The organism is Halochromatium glycolicum, from assembly GCF_016584085.1.
GTDB lineage: Bacteria > Pseudomonadota > Gammaproteobacteria > Chromatiales > Chromatiaceae > Lamprobacter > Lamprobacter glycolicus.
The window spans coordinates 186,463-205,849 of record NZ_NRSJ01000003.1 but is presented as its reverse complement, the minus strand read 5'-3'; the positions used below and the strand labels follow the sequence as shown (position 1 = coordinate 205,849).

Annotated in this window: 9 protein-coding genes; 5 read left to right on the top strand and 4 right to left on the bottom strand. The window is 67.2% G+C overall.

The features are described 5' to 3' along the window. Positions 1-30 precede the first annotated feature (30 nt). From CKO40_RS03130 to CKO40_RS03120, 3 genes are all read right to left on the bottom strand, one after another. The gene (locus CKO40_RS03130; RefSeq protein ID WP_200344616.1) at positions 31-1,323 is read right to left on the bottom strand and encodes a cytochrome c; all 1,293 of its coding nucleotides are present in this window, start codon (positions 1,321-1,323) and stop codon (positions 31-33) included. Positions 1,324-1,406: 83 nt separating this feature from the next. Beyond that, positions 1,407-2,618 (bottom strand): BPSS1780 family membrane protein, encoded by a 1,212-nt coding sequence (locus CKO40_RS03125; protein WP_200344614.1) that lies wholly within the window; start codon positions 2,616-2,618, stop codon positions 1,407-1,409. A 13-nt stretch (positions 2,619-2,631) separates the two neighbouring features. After that, positions 2,632-4,566, bottom strand: a complete 1,935-nt coding sequence (locus CKO40_RS03120) for an SEC-C metal-binding domain-containing protein (protein WP_338074106.1) — start codon at positions 4,564-4,566, stop codon at positions 2,632-2,634. A gap of 126 nt (positions 4,567-4,692) precedes the next feature. On the opposite strand from CKO40_RS03120, the gene CKO40_RS03115 reads away from it, so the two are divergent. From CKO40_RS03115 to CKO40_RS03100, 5 genes are all read left to right on the top strand, one after another. Beyond that, complete coding sequence (locus CKO40_RS03115) at positions 4,693-9,717, top strand: nSTAND1 domain-containing NTPase (protein ID WP_200344609.1); 5,025 nt, start codon at positions 4,693-4,695, stop codon at positions 9,715-9,717. Positions 9,718-9,740: 23 nt separating this feature from the next. After that, on the top strand, positions 9,741-11,201 hold the full coding sequence (locus tag CKO40_RS24070; protein WP_242476764.1) for a glycosyltransferase 87 family protein: 1,461 nt from the start codon (positions 9,741-9,743) through the stop codon (positions 11,199-11,201). Beyond that, positions 11,083-12,444, top strand: a complete 1,362-nt coding sequence (locus tag CKO40_RS03110) for a DEAD/DEAH box helicase (RefSeq protein WP_242476777.1) — start codon at positions 11,083-11,085, stop codon at positions 12,442-12,444. The genes CKO40_RS24070 and CKO40_RS03110 overlap by 119 nt, the downstream gene beginning before the upstream one ends. A gap of 384 nt (positions 12,445-12,828) precedes the next feature. Beyond that, the gene (locus CKO40_RS03105; protein ID WP_200344605.1) at positions 12,829-14,055 is read left to right on the top strand and encodes an FIST signal transduction protein; all 1,227 of its coding nucleotides are present in this window, start codon (positions 12,829-12,831) and stop codon (positions 14,053-14,055) included. A gap of 15 nt (positions 14,056-14,070) precedes the next feature. Then, positions 14,071-16,353, top strand: a complete 2,283-nt coding sequence (locus tag CKO40_RS03100) for an EAL domain-containing protein (RefSeq protein ID WP_200344603.1) — start codon at positions 14,071-14,073, stop codon at positions 16,351-16,353. A gap of 128 nt (positions 16,354-16,481) precedes the next feature. Here the strand turns inward: CKO40_RS03100 and ileS are convergent, their stop codons facing one another. Then, positions 16,482-19,343 carry an isoleucine--tRNA ligase gene (gene ileS, locus CKO40_RS03095; protein ID WP_200344601.1) on the bottom strand — a complete coding sequence of 954 codons (2,862 nt, stop codon included), beginning with the start codon at positions 19,341-19,343 and terminating at the stop codon, positions 16,482-16,484. Positions 19,344-19,387: the final 44 nt, after the last annotated feature.

Genomic DNA, 19,387 nt, shown 5'->3' with positions numbered 1-19,387 from the left:
GCGGCGCGGCCAACTGGTCTCGGCCGTTCGTTACTCGCGCAACGCCTTGACCGCGTCGGCAGTCACCGGCGGCGCGTCGTTACCCCAGTTGGCGCGGATATAGCTTGCGACGGTCGCGATCTGCTCATCGGTCAGCACCGAGCCAAAAGACGGCATCACAACGTGCGGCGAGAAGGCCTCCGTCGGGTCTGTCGGTGCGCCGAGCAGCAGGGTCTTGAGCACATCGTTCGGTTCTTCGGCATTGACCACTGGATTCCCGCGCAGGGCCGGGAAATAGGGCTGGAGGCCTTGGCCATGATCCTGATGGCAGGCGCTGCAGTTCTTCACATAGAGTTCGCGGCCCTGCACATAGTCCTGCTCGCTCAGGACCTCCGGCACCTTTGCCTCGTGGCTCGGCGCCTCCCGGGGCGGCAGGTCTTTCAGGTAGACGGCGATCGCGCGCAGGTCCGACAGCGCGAGCTTCGACAGGCTGTCATGCACCACCTCGGCCATTGGCCCAAGTGCGGCCGTTGTCGGCGCGTCGCTCGGATCAGCGTTGCCGGCGGCCTCCGCATCGGGCTTGGCCAGACCGGTCCGAAGGAAGGTTGCGAGCTCGTCGACGCTCCAACGGCCGATGCCTTCATCGAGATCCGAGGTCAGGTTCGGCGCATACCAGCCATCGACGATCGCACCGGTCATCGCCTTCGACGGCTCGGTCGCGCCGGCGAGGTTGCGCGGCGTGTGGCAGGACCCGCAGTGGCCCAGACCCTCGACCAGATAGGCCCCGCGATTCCATTCATCACTGCGCGTCGGATCGGGCTCGAAGCGGCCCCGGTCAAGATAGAGCTCCTGCCAGCCGAACATCAGATCACGGACCGAGAACGGCCAGCGCAGATCGGTCTCCGGCGGTTGGTAATCGGAGGGCTCCAGCGACATCAGATAGTCCTTGATCGCCAGCAGATCATCATCCTTGACCTTGGTGTAGGAGGGATAAGGCAATGCCGGATAGTACGGGAGCCCGCTCGGCGCGATCCCATCCTGCAGCGCATGCAGGAAATCCTCATCGCTGAACGAACCGATCCCATAACCCTTCGAGGGCGTGATATTCGGTGTGTAGAGGGTCCCGAAGGGGGTTTCGATCGGCAGGCCGCCTTCGAAGGGCTCACCGTCCGGACGCGTATGGCAGGCCACGCAATCACCGACGGTCGCCATATACTGGCCATAGACCAGCCTGCCCTCGGGGACATCTGCCGTGTCGGCGGCGGCCGCCGGCTCATCATCGGCGCAGGCCAAGCTGGCGCCGGCGAGCAGGCAGGCGGTCAGGGTGAGGGAGCGAGAGCGCATAGGGATCTCCGTGAGTGCCGAGAAGACGTTTCAGTTCAGATGGGATTGGGGAAGCGAGTCAGAAAGGCTGCGACGGGTTCCACCTAGAGGGCTAAACGCCCGGAGACCGGTTCCTCACGATGAAAGACATCGCGATAGCCACTGTAGATCGACAGCACCACGACGACCGCAAAGACCAGCATTAACGGAACGAGCAGCAGCATCGCCACGATCGCCAAGGTCTCGCCTAGCCCCGACAAGATAGCGGTCAGGAGCCCGAACAGGACACTGAAGCCGACCAGGATGAAGAACAGCGTCAAGCCGTAGACAATGAAAGGGACGATGTTCTTCCAACAGCCACGAAAGCTCATGCGCATCGCGTCCAATGCCGGCACGCCGTCCAATGCGACCAAAGCGGGTGCAAACCAATAGGCCATCAGCAGCGGGACAAAGAGCAGGGTTGCGAACAGGATCAACAACGCCAGCCCGGGGCCCATCGCCGCCATCGCCTCGGGATCACCGGTGTTCAGGGTCTCAAGCGAGCCCGCTGATAGACCACCCAGTGTGAACCCCAGCACACCGGCGATGATGAAGACCAGGATCAAACCCACAAAGTACAGCACGCCCACAAGCGCAAGTTGGCCACCATGGCGGGAAAACCCGTCAAATCCGGCGCTCACTCGCAGTGTTCCGCCGCGCTGCTGGGTCTGCGCGCCAAGCATCAGCCCACCAGCGAAGACTGGTCCGAGGATCATCGTCGCCAATGATCCGACGACAGGCACCATACTGAGCGCTAGGGTGACCAGATAGACCAGCGCGACCGCTAACAGCCAACCCCGCGGCTGCTGCTTGAATTGGCCCCAGGCCTGCTTGATCCAGTCCCAACCGTGGCTCGCAGGACGCGCGACCGGACCCGCGGTCAGCGACAGCCCGCTCGTTGCCGCAGGGTCAGATGGCGGCGGAGGAGGAGGCGCAGAGGACGGCGTCGACGCCGTCTCCGCGAGGACTGGCTGCAGGTCACCGTCCCCACCCGCCTCACTCGGGGACGAGCCTTCCGGGGGCGAGTCTTCCGGGGGCGAGCCCTCCATCTGCTCGAGCCGCGCCTCGAGCCCGATCTCACCGAGCACATCCAGGTAGCGTCGAGCCACCTGCTCGTCGACATCGGCCTTGAGCACGCGCTCCTGCCCGGCGCCGATCAGCGACCGCGCCTTGGCCTCGTCGACCTTGAAGACCGATGCGAAGTCGCGCACCGCGTCATCGATCTGCGCGGCCGCGCTCAGACGGCCGGTAAACACCACCTGGAAGGAGTGCGACATATCTTGGTTCCCCTCACGCGGTCAAGCGCTTCTTCATCCAATTCAGCAGGCCAGGCTCCGCCTCCCAGACGTCGCGCATCGCCTCGCGATAGAGCCAGGCCTGATCCTCAGCACCCGGTGTGAAGCCAGTATGATCGAGCGCCGGGCGCTTGATGCGCTTGCGCAGCAAGAACCGCGGGATACGCGGCAGCCGATGGACTGCGCGGCTTAGGGCGCGGGCCGCATGCTCCTGCTGACCGAGCCGATAGAGGGCGAGCACCTCGCCATAGGCCAGGTCGGCGAGCACGTCGTTCGGAAAGCGCCGCGCGAGCTCCAGCGCCTGTTGATCCGAGTGCGCCCGCAGGTAGTGATTCATCAGCTCTGCGCGTGCACCATGGTTATCCTGCGGATTGAGCATCAACAGGCGCTCGATCAGGGCCGCCGCGGCCTGATCGCGACCGGCCTCCGCTTCATGGAGATAGGCCCGAAACAGCAACCGCAGCGCCGGGCGGTTGCGCTCGGCACTCCAAGGCAGGCAGCTTAGATCATGCGCCGCGAGCGTCCTGTCGAGGATCGCGATCGCACGCGCATAGAGCGGCCCGAGCAGTGTATGGGCAACCCAGGGCAGGCTGCTCTCGGGGTGCTCGTAGAGCGCGGTCGCCAGATCATCGAGGATATCCAGGCTGTTCGCTGCCACCGGCTGTGCGGCCAGGAAACGCAGCCAGTCATCGGTCTCCCAGACACCGCCGTCATCGAGTGCCGAGAGCTGCGTCGAATAGGGCTTCGAGGCCGGGAAGATGCGATGCCATTCACGCTCGACCTGGCGCAGCTCGGTCGTCGGCAGCAATGCGGCGGCCGCACCACTTGGAACCGAGCCCTGACCCGCCGGTGTCTCGTTGTCGTCTGGGAATAGCGAGAGCTGGATACCGGCACCGGCCTGCATCGGGTCATCGAGCGGCTCGACCTGATAGCTGACCGGCGGCTGCGTCGAGCAGCTCCGCACCCACTGGCAAAGTGTTAAGAGCTTCGGGTCCATCGCCGCCGAATGGCTCCAGACCAACGCCTCCTGCGGATCGACCATCGCCTCCTCGAGGAAGGCGATCAGCCCTGGCTCGGCACCGCCGGCGCGCCGCAGACGATGGCACCAGAACTGCGCCCGCGAGCGCGCCCGCTCGTCATCATGGCGGGCCGCGAGCAGCGTGATCTCGAGCAGCGCGGTGGAAGGATTGTCCGGCCCGTGGCGCAGCGCCTGCTCGAAGGCCTCATCGGCGTAGTCGAGCTCGCCATCGTCCATGAACATCATCGTGAAGCGTTGCCAGGCGACAGCCTTCAGCTCGCGACTGCCTTCATCGGTCACGCGCAACAGGAAGGCTTGCTTCTTCTTCCAGTGATCGAGCGCATCGAGCGCATCGCAGAGGATATCGAGCGCCGGCTCGTAGCGGCTGTCCAGCGCCGCGAGATCGCCGCGAAACAGCGGCTCCAGCAGCGCCGCGGCGCGTCCGGGTCGTTCCCGCTCGAGCCAACGCTCGGCGACCTTAGCCAATAGCGTCTCCGGCACCGCCCGCCGGCGCAGCGCATCCTGTACCGGCTCATCCGGCAGCTCGTCGATCAGCAGATCCCAAATCAGCTCGATCGGCAGATCCGGCAAGGGCCCCAGTGGCTCGCAGCAATCGCGATAACTGAGACCGGAGCCGCAAAAACAGGGATCATCATCCCGTGGGGTCGCCAGCGGGGGCGGACGCCAGTCATGTTCGGCGCGCGGCGTGGCGTTCCAGATCGCGAGGCCGAGCATCGCCCCGAGACGCTGCGCCTCGCCGTCCATCAGGTCGGACTCGACATCCAGCGCGGCAGGGATCTGGGTTCGAGACCAGTCGAGAAAGCGGCCGAGATCCCCGTCGTCAGCGATCTGCCGCACCGCATCGCGCAGCACCTGCTCCATGCGCTGCGGGTCCGTCGTCTCGGTCTGCATCATGGGGCCTCCGACTGAGATGGTGCCAACCCGCTGCCCGCGTGGCATTGTACCGCGACAGGTCCGGCGCGTCTCAACGCTGTCCGCACCTTGACACGCCAGCCCGTTCCGCACCAAGACGCGCCCATGACCGACAAGCCAGTCAGGATATTCGTTTCGTCACCGGCCGATGTCGATCATGAGCGCGCAGTGGTCAAGGACATCATCGAACGACTCGCGGGCGAATACCTGCCCTACTTCACCTTGCGCGCGATCCTCTGGGAGGAAGAGGCGCTGACCGCGGACCGAACCTTCCAGGCCGGTCTGACCCAGCCCGAGGATTGCGACATCGTGCTCGTCATCCTCTGGACCCGGCTCGGGTCACCGCTGCCGCAGGAACCCTACCGCGGCATGACCGGGACCGAGTGGGAGTTCATCAATGCCGTCGAGGCCTCGGCCGCATCCGGCACCCCAGAGGTCTTGGTCTATAAGAAGACCGCGCCCAGGCTGGTGGACATCACCGATGCAGCCGCCGCCCGCGAGGCCGTCGAGGACCGGCGCCGGCTCGAAGAGTTCTTTCGCTCCCACTTCTTCTTCGAGGACAACAGTTTTCGGCGCGCCTTCCGGACCTTCGACACGAGCTCGGCCTTTCGCGAGCTGGTCGAGACCCAGCTGCGAAAGCTGCTCAACCGGCGAATCAGTGCCGAGCGCCGGGCCTTGGCCGGGTCATTGCACTGGCACGGCAGCCCCTTTCGGGCCGACCGCCCTTTCGACAGCAGCGATGAACGCATCTTTACCGGCCGTGAGCAGGAGGTCAGGCAGCTGCTCCTGCGGGTTCAGCAGCTGGCCGATGCGGACGCCGGTTTTCTGCTCATCACGGGACCGAGCGGCAGTGGCAAGACCTCGCTGCTGCGTGCCGGGCTGCTACCACGCATCACCCGACCGTTCCAGTTCGAGGAGATTGCCAGGGTCCGCAGCTGCCTGATCGAGCCGGCCGCACACCCGGCAGGCCCGATCGCGGCCCTCGCCGACGCCCTCTGCGACCAGGCCATGCTCGGCGAGCCGCTTGCCGGCTTTGGACTCGATGCAGCCGCGCTCGCCCGCCTGCTGAGCACAGACGCACCACTCGCAGCGCAGCAGATCGGCACCGCCATTGCGACACGCAGCCCGGCTGCAGGCGGTGCAGCCCGGCTGCTGATCGCCCTAGACCCGCTCGAGAGCCTGCTGCAACACGGCGATCAGGACCACCTCCACCGTTTCGGCGCCGCGCTCGATGCGCTCGCAAGAGCCCCAGCGGTCTGGGTCCTTGGTGTGCTGCGCAGCGATGCCTTGCCGGACCTCGCCCAGCTGCCCGCGCTGCAGCCCCTGATCGAGGCGCATGGCTGGATCGAGGTCGCCGCGCCGGCGGACTCACGCCTGCGCCAGATCGTCGAGATCCCGGCGCGCGTCGCCGGCATCGACCTCGATGCCGATGCGACCAGCGAGCGCGACCTGATCGAAGAACTGGAAGCCGACGCCAGCCTCCTGTCGGTCTGGCCGCCACTGGTGCAGCAGGCACTGGCCAGCGCCTACCAGATCGCCGTGCAGCGAGCCGCCACCAACGACGCCGGTGAACTCCGCTTGACCGCTGCCGACTATCATGCCGGCGGCCGGATCGATGCGCAGGTGCTCGCACGTGCCAGCGCCCTTTGGGGTGCGCTCGACGCCGCGGCTCGGGCCGCGCTACCTCAGCTATGCCGCGCCCTGATCACCGTCGAAGGCGGTCCCGACGGCCGACCCGCCAACCGTTTCGGCAGCCTGAGCACCCTGCGCCGGGATGCCGCCTGCTCGCGCCTGCTGGACCAACTCATCGCGGCACGCCTCGTCATCGCTGAAGGGCGGCCTGAGCCGGCGCTGACGAGCCGTTGCCCGCCGCCGGAATACCGTCTGCGCACCGAGATCAGCGCGATCTGGCGCCAGACGCGCTCGGATTGGCGTCAGCGCTGGCGCAGGCTGCTGAGAAGGCCGCTCGATCCCAGCTCGGCAGGGCGATCGAGCATGCCGCGAGTCATCGCTCCGGTATCATCCTCCGCATCCTCACCGGCCTCATCCCAGCACAGCCCGCCTGCGCCAGCCGACCTCTCCAATGCATCCGAGCAGCCATCCGGCACAGACCGGGCCGAGGCCGGACACTGGCGCACCTATCGGCCGGTCGTCAGCTTCAGCCATCCCATCCTCATGGGCGCTTGGGCGCCGGTGCGCGATTGGCTGGCCAACCCGGATAACCGCCGCCTGCTCGCGCAGCGCTTCCAGCTCGACCGTCAGGCGCAGCTCTGGAAGCGCACCAACTGCAACCGCGAGTACCTGCTGCGCGAGGCCGGCTGCGCCGACGCCGACGCGCTGCTCGCCGCCTATGCCGACGAGCTCGAGCCGCTCGAGCTCGAATTCATCGAGCAATCGAAGGCACACCTTGCCTTCCTGCAACGCCGCAGCCGTCTGGTCCGGATGGTCGGCGCGGTGCTCGCCGCGCTGATGTTGCTATCCGCCCTTTCCGCCGGCCTCGCCTACCATGCCTACACCGAGGCTCAAGCCAACCTAAGCCACAGCAAGCTCAACGAGGCGAACCTGGCGATCACCCGCGGCAACAGCCCGCAGGCGGTCGCGCTGACCCTCAGCGCCGGCGCCGATCTGCCGCAGCGCGCCGTGCAGACGCTCGGGCTGGCCTTCAGCAACAATCGTCTGATCGCGATGGCGCCGCTGGTCAGCCCATCCGCCGATGCCCCTCGCACCCCGGGCTTCAGTGCCGACGGCGGGCTGCTGGCGAGCTTCCTTCCAGGGCGCGGAGCGACCCTGCTCGAGCTCAAGCAGGGGCGCTTCGCACCGATCCAGGCCCTGGCCGATCCCGAGCTCGGCGTGCACACGCTGGTCTTCGGTGCTGGCAAGCAGGTCTTCGGCATCGGTGCCACCGGGGTCTGGCGCCTACCGGCGGCCGCTGCAGCCGAACCAGACTATCCTTGCGGCGCGCCGGCCGGCCCCAGCTTCGCGCTCGACCCGCAGCGCCACCGCCTGGCCTTCAATCGCGCCGACGACCACGGCAGTCAAGGGGTCTGCGTGCTCGACCTGACAACGCCCGGCCGTGTCCTGTTCGAAGCACCTCTAGAGGACGGCGCGATCCGCGGCCTCGGTTTCTCCCCCAATGGCGATGCGCTGCTGACCGCTTCCGCGCAGGGCCGCAGCCGGTTGATCGACCTCACCGCAGGCGAGATCAGCCTGTCGCTGCCGAGTGACGGCCCCCTCGGTCGGCCGTTCAACCGCGCGATCTTCGACGCCGATGGCGAGCGCATCGCGATCGCCGCCGCCGATGAGCGCATCCGCCTCTACACCCGAACCGGCGTGCCCATCGCCGAGCTCTCGTCAGCGCGAATCGGCGGGCAGCGCTATCAGATCCATCGCAGCGCGGTGCGCGACATCGCCTTCGACCCGTCCGGTACCTTTCTGGTCGCCGCCGATGATGAAGGCCAGGTCGTCCGCTGGACCCTGATGGAGACGCCGCGCAGCGAACCGAGTCAGGGGCCGGCGCTCGATCAGGCGGTCGTGCTGAACAATCATCGCCTCAGCGCTGGGACGGTGGCGATCATCGAGGCGCCTGCCGACAGCAAGCTCAGCGATGACCTGGTGCTCAGCGCTTCATTGGACGGCACGGCCCGGCTCGCCGGACTCCAGACCGGCAAGGGTCTGGCCGTGCTCGGACATGATGCCGCGGTCTCTTCGGCCGGCTTCCACGACGGTGGTCATCGGGTTGCAACCCTGTCAGTCCGAGACGGAAGCGCGCGCCTCTGGAGCGTCGAACCGGTCTCACGCCTCGCCTATAGACTCAGTCATCCCAATCATGTCTGGTACGTGGAGACCGCGATCGCGCCCCCGGCGATCGCCCGCAGCGACGATGCGCTGCTGCTGGCAACAGCCGGCTACGACGGCGGTGTCCGGGTCTGGCGCTACGGCCGCGGCGACTCGTCGACCAGCCCGCAGCCTTGGGCCTCCTTCCTGACTGATCGAGACGAGAACGAGCAAACGCAGCGCCCGGTTCGGCAGGTGCGTTTCTCACCCTCCGGAAGCCGTCTCGCCTCGGCGCAGTACGACGGGACCGCCCGCCTGTTCGACCTGATCGACAAACGCACCGACTGCGTCCTCGAGGCGAGCGAATCCAGTAAGGGCGAGGTCTACAACGCCCTCTTCGGGCCCGATGGTGACTGGGTCCTGACCACCTCTGATGACCCCTCGGAGCCGGTACGCCTGTTCTCGACGGCGACCTGTGCACGGCTTGCCACCGGCCAGGCGCTGCACCACGAAGACGGCACCGTCGAGGCCGCGACCGTCCTCGGGCTGGATGATCGCACGCTGATCGCCACCGGCGATCAGGCCGGCATCATCCGGCTCATCGAGCGCAGTGCCGACGGCCGCTGGCATCAGCGCTGCCGCGCCGAGGCCGGGGTCGGCGCCATCGGCGACCTCGCGTTGAGCCCGGACGGGCGTCAGCTCGCCATCGCCGGCGAGGCGGATCATGCCGCCCTGATCCGCTTGGATCAGCCCGCGCCTACCAAGCCGCAACGCGAGACCGCACCGCCCCTCCTCGAGAACGCGAAAACGGGCTGCGGCCCGATCACCGAGTTGCGCGGCCATAGCGGGCGCCTCTACAGCATTGCATTCGCGCCCGACGCCCAACAGCTCGTCACCGCCTCGCTCGACAAGACCGCCCGGCTCTGGAGCCGCGAGGGTGAGCCGGTCGCGATCCTCGAAGGCCATCAGGATCGCATCTACCGTGCCGAGTTCAGCCCCGACGGTGACTGGGTCCTGACCGGCTCACGCGATCGCAGCATCCGCATCTGGAGACGAGCGCGCACGGCCGGCGCCAAGGTCCAGGTGATCTCGACCTTCCTGCCGTTGGAGGCCGATGCCGGCGGCGTCGCCAACGCCGTGTTCAGTCCCGACGGGCACTATGTGGCCGGCGCCTATTGGGAGGACGCGGCCATCCTCTGGCGGCTCTGGGCCGAAGAGGCGGACCTGCCCGATCGCGAGCGCGCGGACTGGGGCGGCGACCGCTCGCACCTGGCCCTTGTCCAAGAGGCGTATCGGTTCGCCCAGGACAATGCCGTGCCGGACCAAGACCAGAACAGGCTACACCCGAGAGAATGAGCGATCACCGCGATCGAGCCGCCATGAGACCGGCGCAGGGACCAACCGATACCAGCTGGACGAGCGCGGGCAGCGACGGCGCGCGCCTGCTCGGCCTCGTCATCGCCTTGGCGCTGTTCGCGGTGATCGTCAGTCAAGTCCCGCTCCGGGAGACCGATATCGCGGTCTATGCGAAGGCGGCCGAGCGGGTGTTCACCGGCGGGGAAGACCCCTATCCGCGGCGTGACGGGAACGTACTGCCGTTCACCTACCCGCCGACCGCACTGCCGCTGCTGTGGCCGATCGCAGCCTTGAGCGCGCCGCAGCTCGGCGAGGTCATGCGAGCGCTGAACCTGCTGCTGACGCTGGCCGTGATGGTGATCGTCGTCGGCGATCTCGCGCGCGACGATCCGACCCGCCGTCTGCTGTTCTGGGGGCCGCTCTACATCGCTACGTTCGGCGGCCTCTATCTCAATCTGCAGTTCGGGCAGATCAATCTGTTGCTACTGCTGTTGCTCTGGGGCTACTGGCGGCGCCTGCGCGAGGATCGGCAGTCACCCGCTGCGGGCGCCCTGCTCGCGCTCGGCTGCATCGCCAAGCCGCACTATGCGCTGCTCGCGCTCGGCGCCGGTCCACGCCCCGGCCTGCGCCTGATCGCGGGCGGACTGCTCGGCGGCGGACTCCTGCTCGCGCTGAGCCTTTGGGTCGCGCCGAGCGGGAGCTGGCTGTCCTGGTGGCGGGAGATCGTCGCCACCACCAGCCTGACCGAGCTGCCGCCAGGCCACAGCTCGATCGCCGCGCCCTGGAACCGCAGCCTCGCCGGCGCCGTGGCGCGTTTCCTGGTCCCGAATCAGTTCAGCCGCATCCTCGCCGACGACCCGGCCCTGGCGGCACACCTGAGCAGCCTCGCGATCCTGCTCGTTCTTGCCATCAGCGCAGCGGTCCTCTGGCGCTCGATGCGCCGCAGCCTCAGGCCAACAGCGTCTCAGTATCAGGCACGCGGCCCGGTCGACCGGGACCTCGAGCTCTCCATCATCGCGATCACGGTCTTCTTGATCGCGCCGGCAAGCTGGACGCATCATCTGGTGATGCTGCTCCCGGCCGCGCTGGTGCTGCTGCGCGAACGCGTGCTGGCCTTCGGGGTCCCGCTGAGCAGCCGACTGACGGCTGGACTGGTCCTTGCCGTGCTCGCCCTGACGCTGGACGACCTGATCCCGCGCGAGCTGCGCACCGTCTCGCTGCCGCTGATGACACTGATGACCGTCGGTGTCCTCGCGCTCTGGCTGCTCCTGACCGAGCGGCTCTGGCGCCGCAGCACCCGCCTTACCCCGAACGCCCATCACCGCCATGACCGCATCCTTCGCCGCCTTCGATCTCGACGAGCCACTGCAGCGCGCCATCGCCCATGCCGGCTGGCAGCAACCGACACCGGTCCAGCAACGGGTGATTCCGGCCGCGCTCGAGGGACGGGACCTACTCGTCTCGGCCGCGACCGGCTCCGGTAAGACCGGCGCTTTCCTGCTACCGATCCTGCAGCGCCTCAGCGAGGAGCCGGCCCCGGACGGCGGCATCCGCGCCCTGGTCCTGGTGCCGACCCGCGAGCTCGCCCATCAGTCCCAGGCCGAGTTCCTGGCGCTGGGCCGGCGCACCCGGCTGACCGCCGCGGTCATCATCGGCGGCGAGGGCCGCGGACGGCAGGTCTCGGCACTGCGCAAGAATCCAGACCTGGTCATCGCCACGCCCGGACGGCTGCGCGAGCATCTCGAGACCGGCGAGGCCGACCTCTCCGAGCTCGGTTACCTGGTGCTGGACGAGGCCGACCGCATGCTCGACCTCGGCTTCGCCGTCGACGTGCTCGCGATCATCGGCGCCAGCAATCCTGGGCGCCAATCGCTGCTACTCTCGGCCAGCCTCAGGCACGGTGGGCTGCGACCGATTACCGACCGCCTGCTCAATGCGCCGCAGGTCATCGAGGTCGACCCGATTCGCGCGCCGCACCCCGATATCCGGCATCAGCTCATCCTCAGCGACGACCTGCCACACAAACAGACACAACTGCGCTGGCTGCTCGAGCAGGAGGACTACGAGAAGGCGCTGGTGTTCACGAACACCCGCGCCCGCGCTGAGGCCGTCGCAGACGGACTCAGCGCCGCTCAGGTGCGCGCGGCAGCGCTGCACGGCGAGTTCGATCAACGCGAGCGCCGGCGGGTGACCGGCCTCTTCGAGCGCGATGCGATCCGGGTGCTCGTTGCCTCCGACGTCGCCGCACGCGGACTCGATCTCATCGGGGTCGAGCGCGTGATCAACCTCGACGTCCCGCGGAGCGGTACAGACTATCTCCACCGCAGCGGCCGCACCGGCCGGGCAGGCCGAGCCGGCGTCGCGATCACCCTTGTCAGTGGCCCGGAATGGAATAAGATGGACGCAATTCTGCGCTGGCTGGACATCACGCCGGAGCTCCGACAGATCGCAGGGCTTGAGGCCCGTTTCCAGGGGCCGAACCGATCCGCGCGCCGAGCGAAGAAGGCATCCAGCAAATCGAATGGCCAACGCCCGCCCGCTCAGGATGCCAAGGCGAAGGCAAAGCAACGCCCCAAACAGCGTGAGCGTGACCGCAAGAACATCGGCAAACGGCGCCAGTCCAGCAACCAGTCAAGCAACCAGACCAACAACCAAACCAACAACCAGGACACCGAGACCATCGAGGCGGGCTTCACACCCCCGCGCCGACGCCATCGAGGCCATTGAGCGGAATCCCTAACGCGGCGTCGACAAGGGTGCCGTGATCCTGCCTTGGGCCAGCTGCAGCGGCTAGCACAAGAGCCGCAAGGGACATTCTGCTAGGGCCTCCAAGGCTCACCTTGCATGGGGATGAGCAACAGGCCGTGGTCGCCGGTCAAGCAGTCGTCGTAACAGACCACCCGGCCATGAACGCAGCAGGCGGCAGGGGTTGCTAGCGCCTTGAAAAGATGGGACCGTAGCCCCTCGCAGCTCGGCACCCCCGAGCTGCGCTCGGGTTGATAGCCTCAAGCGGACGAGGCGAGCAAACCCAGGCCGACTAAGATTAGGGGCTAGATGCCCGGAGCGGACGGCAGTGCAGGGCCACCCGATTCAGTTCGCAAGGAGCCGCAATTGAAAGGCAAGACCAGAAATCCCGCGCTAGGTATCGCGCGACACAACGAGGCCGCACTCGCGGCCCGTGACGCCGCCCGGCAAGCCAAGCAGCAGCTTGCCGGCGCCCCGATTTGGGCGCTGGCCTTTGGCGGCGGCCGGCATGAGCCCGAGTCGTTGCTTGCCGGCTTGCGCGAGGAGCTGGGGGACATCCCGATCATCGGCGGCAGCGCCGTCGGGCTGATCACCCGCGATGGCACAACCTTGACCGGGTTTGAGTGCGGTGTCTTGCTGTTCGCCGAGCCGTTCCTGCTCGAGGGTATCGCAACCGAAGGCGGTCTCGAGGACGCGTTCGTGACGGGTGAACGGCTCGGCCGAAGCCTGCAGACGATCAGCGCCAGCGGCTCGACGGTGCTGCTCCTATATGACTCGATCCACTCGAGCGAGCCAGTCGAGCTGCACACCGGCAGTCATCTGGTCGATGGCTTGCTCGCCGGCCTCGATGGGGACGCTCGACAGTTGATCGGGTGCGGGACGCTCGGCGATATGGCAATGCAGCACAGCACCGTCTTCAACGGGCACGAGGCCTGCCAGCATTCCGCGGTCGCTGTCGCGATGCCGTCGACCCTTCAATGCCATGTTGGCATCACGCACGGCTGCTTCCCCGCGAGTGATTTCATGACCATCACTGCGATCGAGGGCGCCCGGGTCTTAGAGCTCGACGGACAGCCGGCGCTGGCGGTGGCGGCGGAGCACCTTGGCCTCTCGGACGAGGAGCTGGCGGCGGTCAACCCTGCCACCTTGCCGCTGACCCTCGGCGAGAAGCAGGGTGACCTCTTCGCGCCCTTCTCAGACCTCAACTACAACAACCGGCTTGTCGTCGCTGCCGACCCAGACGCCGGCGCACTGATCCTGACCGAAGCCGATTTCGCGGTCGGTGCGCGGGTGCAGCTGATGGGTATCGAGCCCCAGCGCATGATCGACTCGGCACAGGAACAGACGGAGCGACTGCTTGCCAGCCTCGGGGGCCGGGAGCCGCTGTTCGCCCTCTATATCGACTGCGCCGGACGCTCGATGGCATACAGCGGGACCGAAGAGGACGAGTCCGCACCGGTACGCCGTCTTATCGGTGAGCGCTGTCCATTGCTCGGGTTCTTCTCCGGGGTCGAGATCGCACCGGTCGCCAATCATCCGCGGCCCCTCGATTGGACCGGAGTCCTGGCTGTCTTCACCGCCGCCGACGACTAATCACGGACTATCGTGGTGGATGATTCCCTGAAAGCACAACAGGCGATCGACTACTACCGCGAGCAATACGACGCCATCGGCGCGCGTCTGCTGCAGACCCAGCATGCGCTGCGCGCGGCGCGACGCGACGCCCAACGTCAGCGGGTCATCGCGCGGATCGTTCGGCGCTTGTACATGATCGCCGGCCAAGAGGCACCGGGGTCGAGCGCAGATGCCCGGCTCGGCGACCATCTGGTCGCACTGCTGGTGGAGGCCCTTCAGATCGACTGTGCCGCCTTGCTGACCCAAAGAAGCCTTGGAAGCTTGAGCATCGAGCACGGCCTGGGCATCCATATCGACTTCCAGCTGTTGCCGGCGCTCGAGGCCTTGCCCGCGAGGGGGATCGACTCCGCCGCCGAGCAGGCCCCGGCCCCACTCGTCGCAGCATTGCAAGCCGAGGGCCTGCGGCGTTGGTTATGGGCAAGCTCGTCAGATCAGGACACCCTGTTGCTGCTTGGGCACCGCCACGAACGCCCGATCGGCTCAGAGCTGACCTTCGAGCCGGCGGACCAAGACGTCGCCGAGACCGTACTCGGCTTCTATCTCGCGTTGCAGGAACAGCGCGCCGCGCAGAATGCTCTGCAACGGGCGAAGATCGATTACCGGACACTCTTTGAGAGCGCCCAAGATGCCTTCGTGGTCATCGACGGGGAGAATCTGCGTCTGGTCGACGCCAACCGTCAGGCGCAAGAGCTGCTCGGTGCCGATCTAGAGATGCTCGAGCAGCGACCGCTGCTCGGCTGGCTCGCGGAGCCGGACCCGCCGAAGTGGCGCAGGCGCTGGCGGCGCGCGCTGGCCGGGCGGATGGAACAGCACGAATGCCGACTCCGGAATGCGCACGGGGAGATCTTCTGGGTTGAGCTCAGGCTGATCCGCATCGGTGACCAAAGCCGTGGCCGCGTACTGCTCGTGGGCCGCGACATCAGTAAGCGCAAACGCGTCGAGGAACGGCTGCGCCATTACGCGTTTCGTGACGAGCTGACGCAGCTGCCGAATCGTGCATTGATGTATCAGCGCATCGAGCACGCGCTCGAGCGGCAGCGAAAGGACCCGACGCAATGGTTCGCGCTGTTGTTCCTGGACCTCGACCGCTTCAAGACCGTCAACGACAGCCTCGGCCATAGCCTCGGCGATCGGCTCTTGGTCGCTATCGGCCAGCGTCTGCTGGGCTGCCTCGGCAAGGACGATAGCATCGCCCGGCTCGGCGGTGACGAATTCCTGATCCTACTCGACCGGCTCGCCCGGCCGAGGGCGGCGCAAGCGATGGCGCAGCGTTTGGAGGAGGCCCTCAGTACCCCGATCACCGTCAACGGACACGAGATCTTCACCAGCGCCAGCATCGGCATCGTGCTCGGGAACGGCCGTTACAACCACCCGGAGGCAATGCTGCGCGACGCCGATATCGCAATGTATCAGGCCAAGCGCCAACCGAGCCGCGAACGCCGTTTCGCTGTCTTCGACCCGGCGATGCATGCTCGCGCCCTCGCTGAGATGGAGCTCGAGCGGGACCTGCGGCGCGCACTCGAGCGCAATGAGTTCCTGCTCTACTACCAGCCCATCGTCTCGTTGGCCGATGCGCGCATCACCGGCTTCGAGGCGCTGGTTCGCTGGCAGCATCCGGAGCGCGGCCTGGTTCCTCCGGACCACTTCATCCCGCTGGCCGAAGACACCATGCTGATCCTCGAGATCGGCCGCTTCGTCATGGGCGAGGCCTGCAGCCAGGCCATCAAATGGGCCGAGCGTTTTCCGAACCCGCCCAAGATCAACGTGAATCTATCGGGCCGGCAGTTCGTCAACAGCCGCATGGCCGAGGACACCAGCGAATTGGTACGCCAGTTCGCGTGCCCAACCTCGCTGATCAACCTTGAGATCACCGAGAGCGCCATCCTGACCGACACCGACCAGGCGCTCGCAGGACTCGAGAAGCTGCACGCCCAGGGCTTCGAATTGAGCATGGACGACTTCGGGACCGGCTACTCATCACTCAGCTACCTGCACCAATTCCCGTTCGACAACATCAAGATCGACCGCTCCTTTGTCGAACCGCTGGTTCGAGAGCCGCGCACCGCAGCGATCGTCACCGCGATCATCCGGCTCGCCGAGATCCTCAATAAGAAGGTCGTCGCCGAGGGTATCGAGACGCCTGAGCATCTGACGGTGCTCCAGCAGCTCGGCTGCACCTACGGCCAGGGCTATCTGTTCTCGCGCCCGGTCGACGCGTCAACCGCCGAGGAGATGTTGACCAAGTCGCCCTGGTAGCGGGCTGGTCAACGCATCCGCGTGGTTTGGCTCGGAGCGCTCGCCACCCGAAGCAGAGTTCGCCTGCGTCCGGCGTTGACGGCCCTTTGCGGCTTCGCCCGGCGCAAGCTCCCTGGCAGCGTCAACCGTCATGCGTAACGCCGCCGCTCGCCCTCACCATCGACGTTCACCACGCAGCGGCCGCAGAGCTCGGGGTGGGCATCATGGCTCCCGACATCACTGCGATGGTGCCAGCAGCGCACGCATTTGGTGTGCTCGCTCGGCCGAATTCGCACTGCTAAGCCGTCCAGATCGGTGTCCTCGGCCTCGGCCTCGCGTTCGGCGAGCGGGTAGACACTGGCCTCGGAGGTGATCAGCACGAAGCGCAATTCGTCGCCGAGCCGGCGCAGCAGGCCCTCGAGATCGGGCGCGCAATAGAGATCGACCTCGGCATCGAGCCCGGCGCGGATCAGGCCCTGGCTCCGGGCGGCCTCGAGCCGGCGGCCGACCGCGGTGCGCACCGCCAGCACCTGGCTCCAAAAATCACGGTCGTAGAGGTCACCGGCGTCGAGCGCGAACAGGCCCGGATACCAGACGGCCGTGAACACGGTCTCGTCGCGCTCGCCGGGCAGGTGCTGCCAGATCTCGTCGGCGGTGAAGCTCAGGATCGGCGCCAGCCAGCGGCTCATCGCCTCGATGATGTGGTACATCGCGGTCTGGCACGAGCGCCGCGGCAGGCTGTCGGCGCCGGTGGTGTACTGGCGGTCCTTGATCACGTCCAGATAGAAGCCGCCCATGTCGACCACACAGAAATTGTGCAGTCGGTGGTAGATCAGGTGGAACTGGTAGTCGCGGTAGGCGGCGACGATCTCCTCTTGCAGCTGCAGCGCACGGTCGACCGCCCAGCGGTCGAGCTCGATCATCTCGGCCGCCGGCACCTGATGCCGCGCCGGGTCGAAGCCATTCAGGTTCGAGAGCAGGAAGCGGGCGGTGTTGCGGATGCGCCGGTAGGCATCGGCGGTGCGCTTCAGGATCTCGTCGGAGACCGCCATCTCGGCGCGGTAGTCGGTGGCCGCGACCCAGAGCCGGATGATGTCGGCGCCCAGGGTCTTCATCACCTGCTGCGGCTGGACCACGTTGCCGAGCGACTTGGACATCTTGCGCCCGTGCTGATCGACGGTGAAACCGTGCGTCAGCACCTGCTTGTACGGCGCGGCGCCGACCATCGCGACCGAGGTCAGCAGCGACGACTGGAACCAGCCGCGGTGCTGGTCCGAGCCTTCTAGGTAGAGGTCGGCCGGGCGGCGCAGGCCGGCCCAGTCGCCCGCGCCGCGATCGAGCACGCAGGCATGGGTGACGCCCGAGTCGAACCAGACGTCGAGGGTGTCGTGCACCTTCTCGTAGCGCGCGCCCTCGTCGGCGCCGAGCAGATCCTCGGCGCGCAGCTCAAACCAGGCGTCGATGCCCTTCGCCTCGATACGCGCGGCGACCTCCTCGATCAGCGACTCGGTGCGCGGGTGCAGGGCGCCGCTGTCCTTGTCGACGAACAGCGGGATCGGCACGCCCCAGGTGCGCTGACGCGAGATGCACCAGTCCGGGCGGTTGCGCACCATCCCGTCGATGCGCGACTGGCCCCAGTCCGGCATCCAGCGCACCGCCTCGATCTCGCGCAAGGCCGCCGCGCGCAGGCCCTGCTGGTCCATGCTGATGAACCACTGCGGCGTGGCGCGGAAGATGATCGGGGTCTTGTGGCGCCAGCAGTGCGGGTAGCTGTGGGTGAAGCGCTCCTCGCGCACCAGCGCGCCGTTCGCCTGCAGCGTCTCGATGACCTGTTGGTTGGCATCGAAGACGTTCTTGCCCGCGAACAGCGGCGTGCCCTCGACAAAGCGGCCGTCGCCGCCGACCGGGTTGTCGACCACGAGCTGGTAGCGGCTGCCGACCAGATAGTCGTCGAGACCGTGCCCGGGTGCGGTGTGCACGGCGCCGGTGCCGGCCTCGAGCGTGACATGCTCGCCGAGGATGAGCGGCACGCGGCGGTCGTAGAACGGATGCTGCAGCGCCAGGCCCTCGAACGCATCGCCGCGGCCATAGGCGATGACCCGATAGTGTGGGACGCCCCAGCGGTCCATCGTGTCCTTGAGCAGCCCTTCGGCGACCAGTAGCCGCTCCTCGCCCTGCGGCCCATCGGCGGCGACCTGCACCAGCGCGTACTCGAGCTCCGGGTTCAGCGCGACCGCCTGGTTGGCCGGCAGGGTCCAGGGCGTGGTGGTCCAGATCACGACCGACATCGGCCCCTGGCCCTGGCCTTCAGGCACCGAATGGCAGCGGCCGAGCAGCGCGTCGGGGTCGCTGACCGCGAAGCGCACGTCGATCGCGCTCGACGCCTTGTCGGCATACTCGACCTCGGCCTCGGCCAGCGCCGAGCCGCAGTCGATGCACCAGTGCACCGGCTTCGAGCCCTTGTGCAGATGGCCATTGGCGATGATGCGCCCGAGGGAACGGACGATGTCGGCCTCGAAGCGCGGCGCCATGGTCAGATAGGGATGCGCCCAGTCGCCGAGCACGCCGAGGCGCTCGAAGTCCGCGCGCTGGCCATCGACCTGGCGCGACGCATAGTCGCGGCACGCATGGCGGAACTGGGTGACGCTGATCTTCTGCCCCGGCTTGCCCTGCTTGCGCTCGACCTGCAGCTCGATCGGCAGCCCGTGGCAGTCCCAGCCGGGCACATAGGGCGCATCCAGCCCGTCCAATGTGCGCGACTTGACGATGATGTCCTTGAGCACCTTGTTGACCGCATGGCCGATATGGATCTCGCCGTTCGCGTACGGCGGGCCATCGTGCAGGATGAAGGTCTCGCCGCGCGAGCGCGCCTCGGCGCGCGCGGCGCGCACCTGGCCATAGACATCGAGCGCCTGCCAGCGCTTGAGCATCTCCGGCTCGCGCTGGGCCAGATTCGCCTTCATCGGGAAGCCGGTCTTCGGCAGGTTCAGGGTGTGCTTGTAATCGGTCACTGCTGGAAAAACCCGTTGTCCATGCGGGCGCTTCCGGTGAGCAC

What these genes read in the sequence shown, in the direction of transcription:
- CKO40_RS03130 (WP_200344616.1), bottom strand. Translation starts at nt 1,323, where the DNA reads ATGCGCTCTCGCTCCCTCACCCTGACCGCCTGCCTGCTCGCCGGCGCC.
- CKO40_RS03125 (WP_200344614.1), bottom strand. Translation starts at nt 2,618, where the DNA reads ATGTCGCACTCCTTCCAGGTGGTGTTTACCGGCCGTCTGAGCGCGGCC.
- CKO40_RS03120 (WP_338074106.1), bottom strand. Translation starts at nt 4,566, where the DNA reads ATGCAGACCGAGACGACGGACCCGCAGCGCATGGAGCAGGTGCTGCGC.
- CKO40_RS03115 (WP_200344609.1), top strand. Translation starts at nt 4,693, where the DNA reads ATGACCGACAAGCCAGTCAGGATATTCGTTTCGTCACCGGCCGATGTC.
- CKO40_RS24070 (WP_242476764.1), top strand. Translation starts at nt 9,741, where the DNA reads ATGAGACCGGCGCAGGGACCAACCGATACCAGCTGGACGAGCGCGGGC.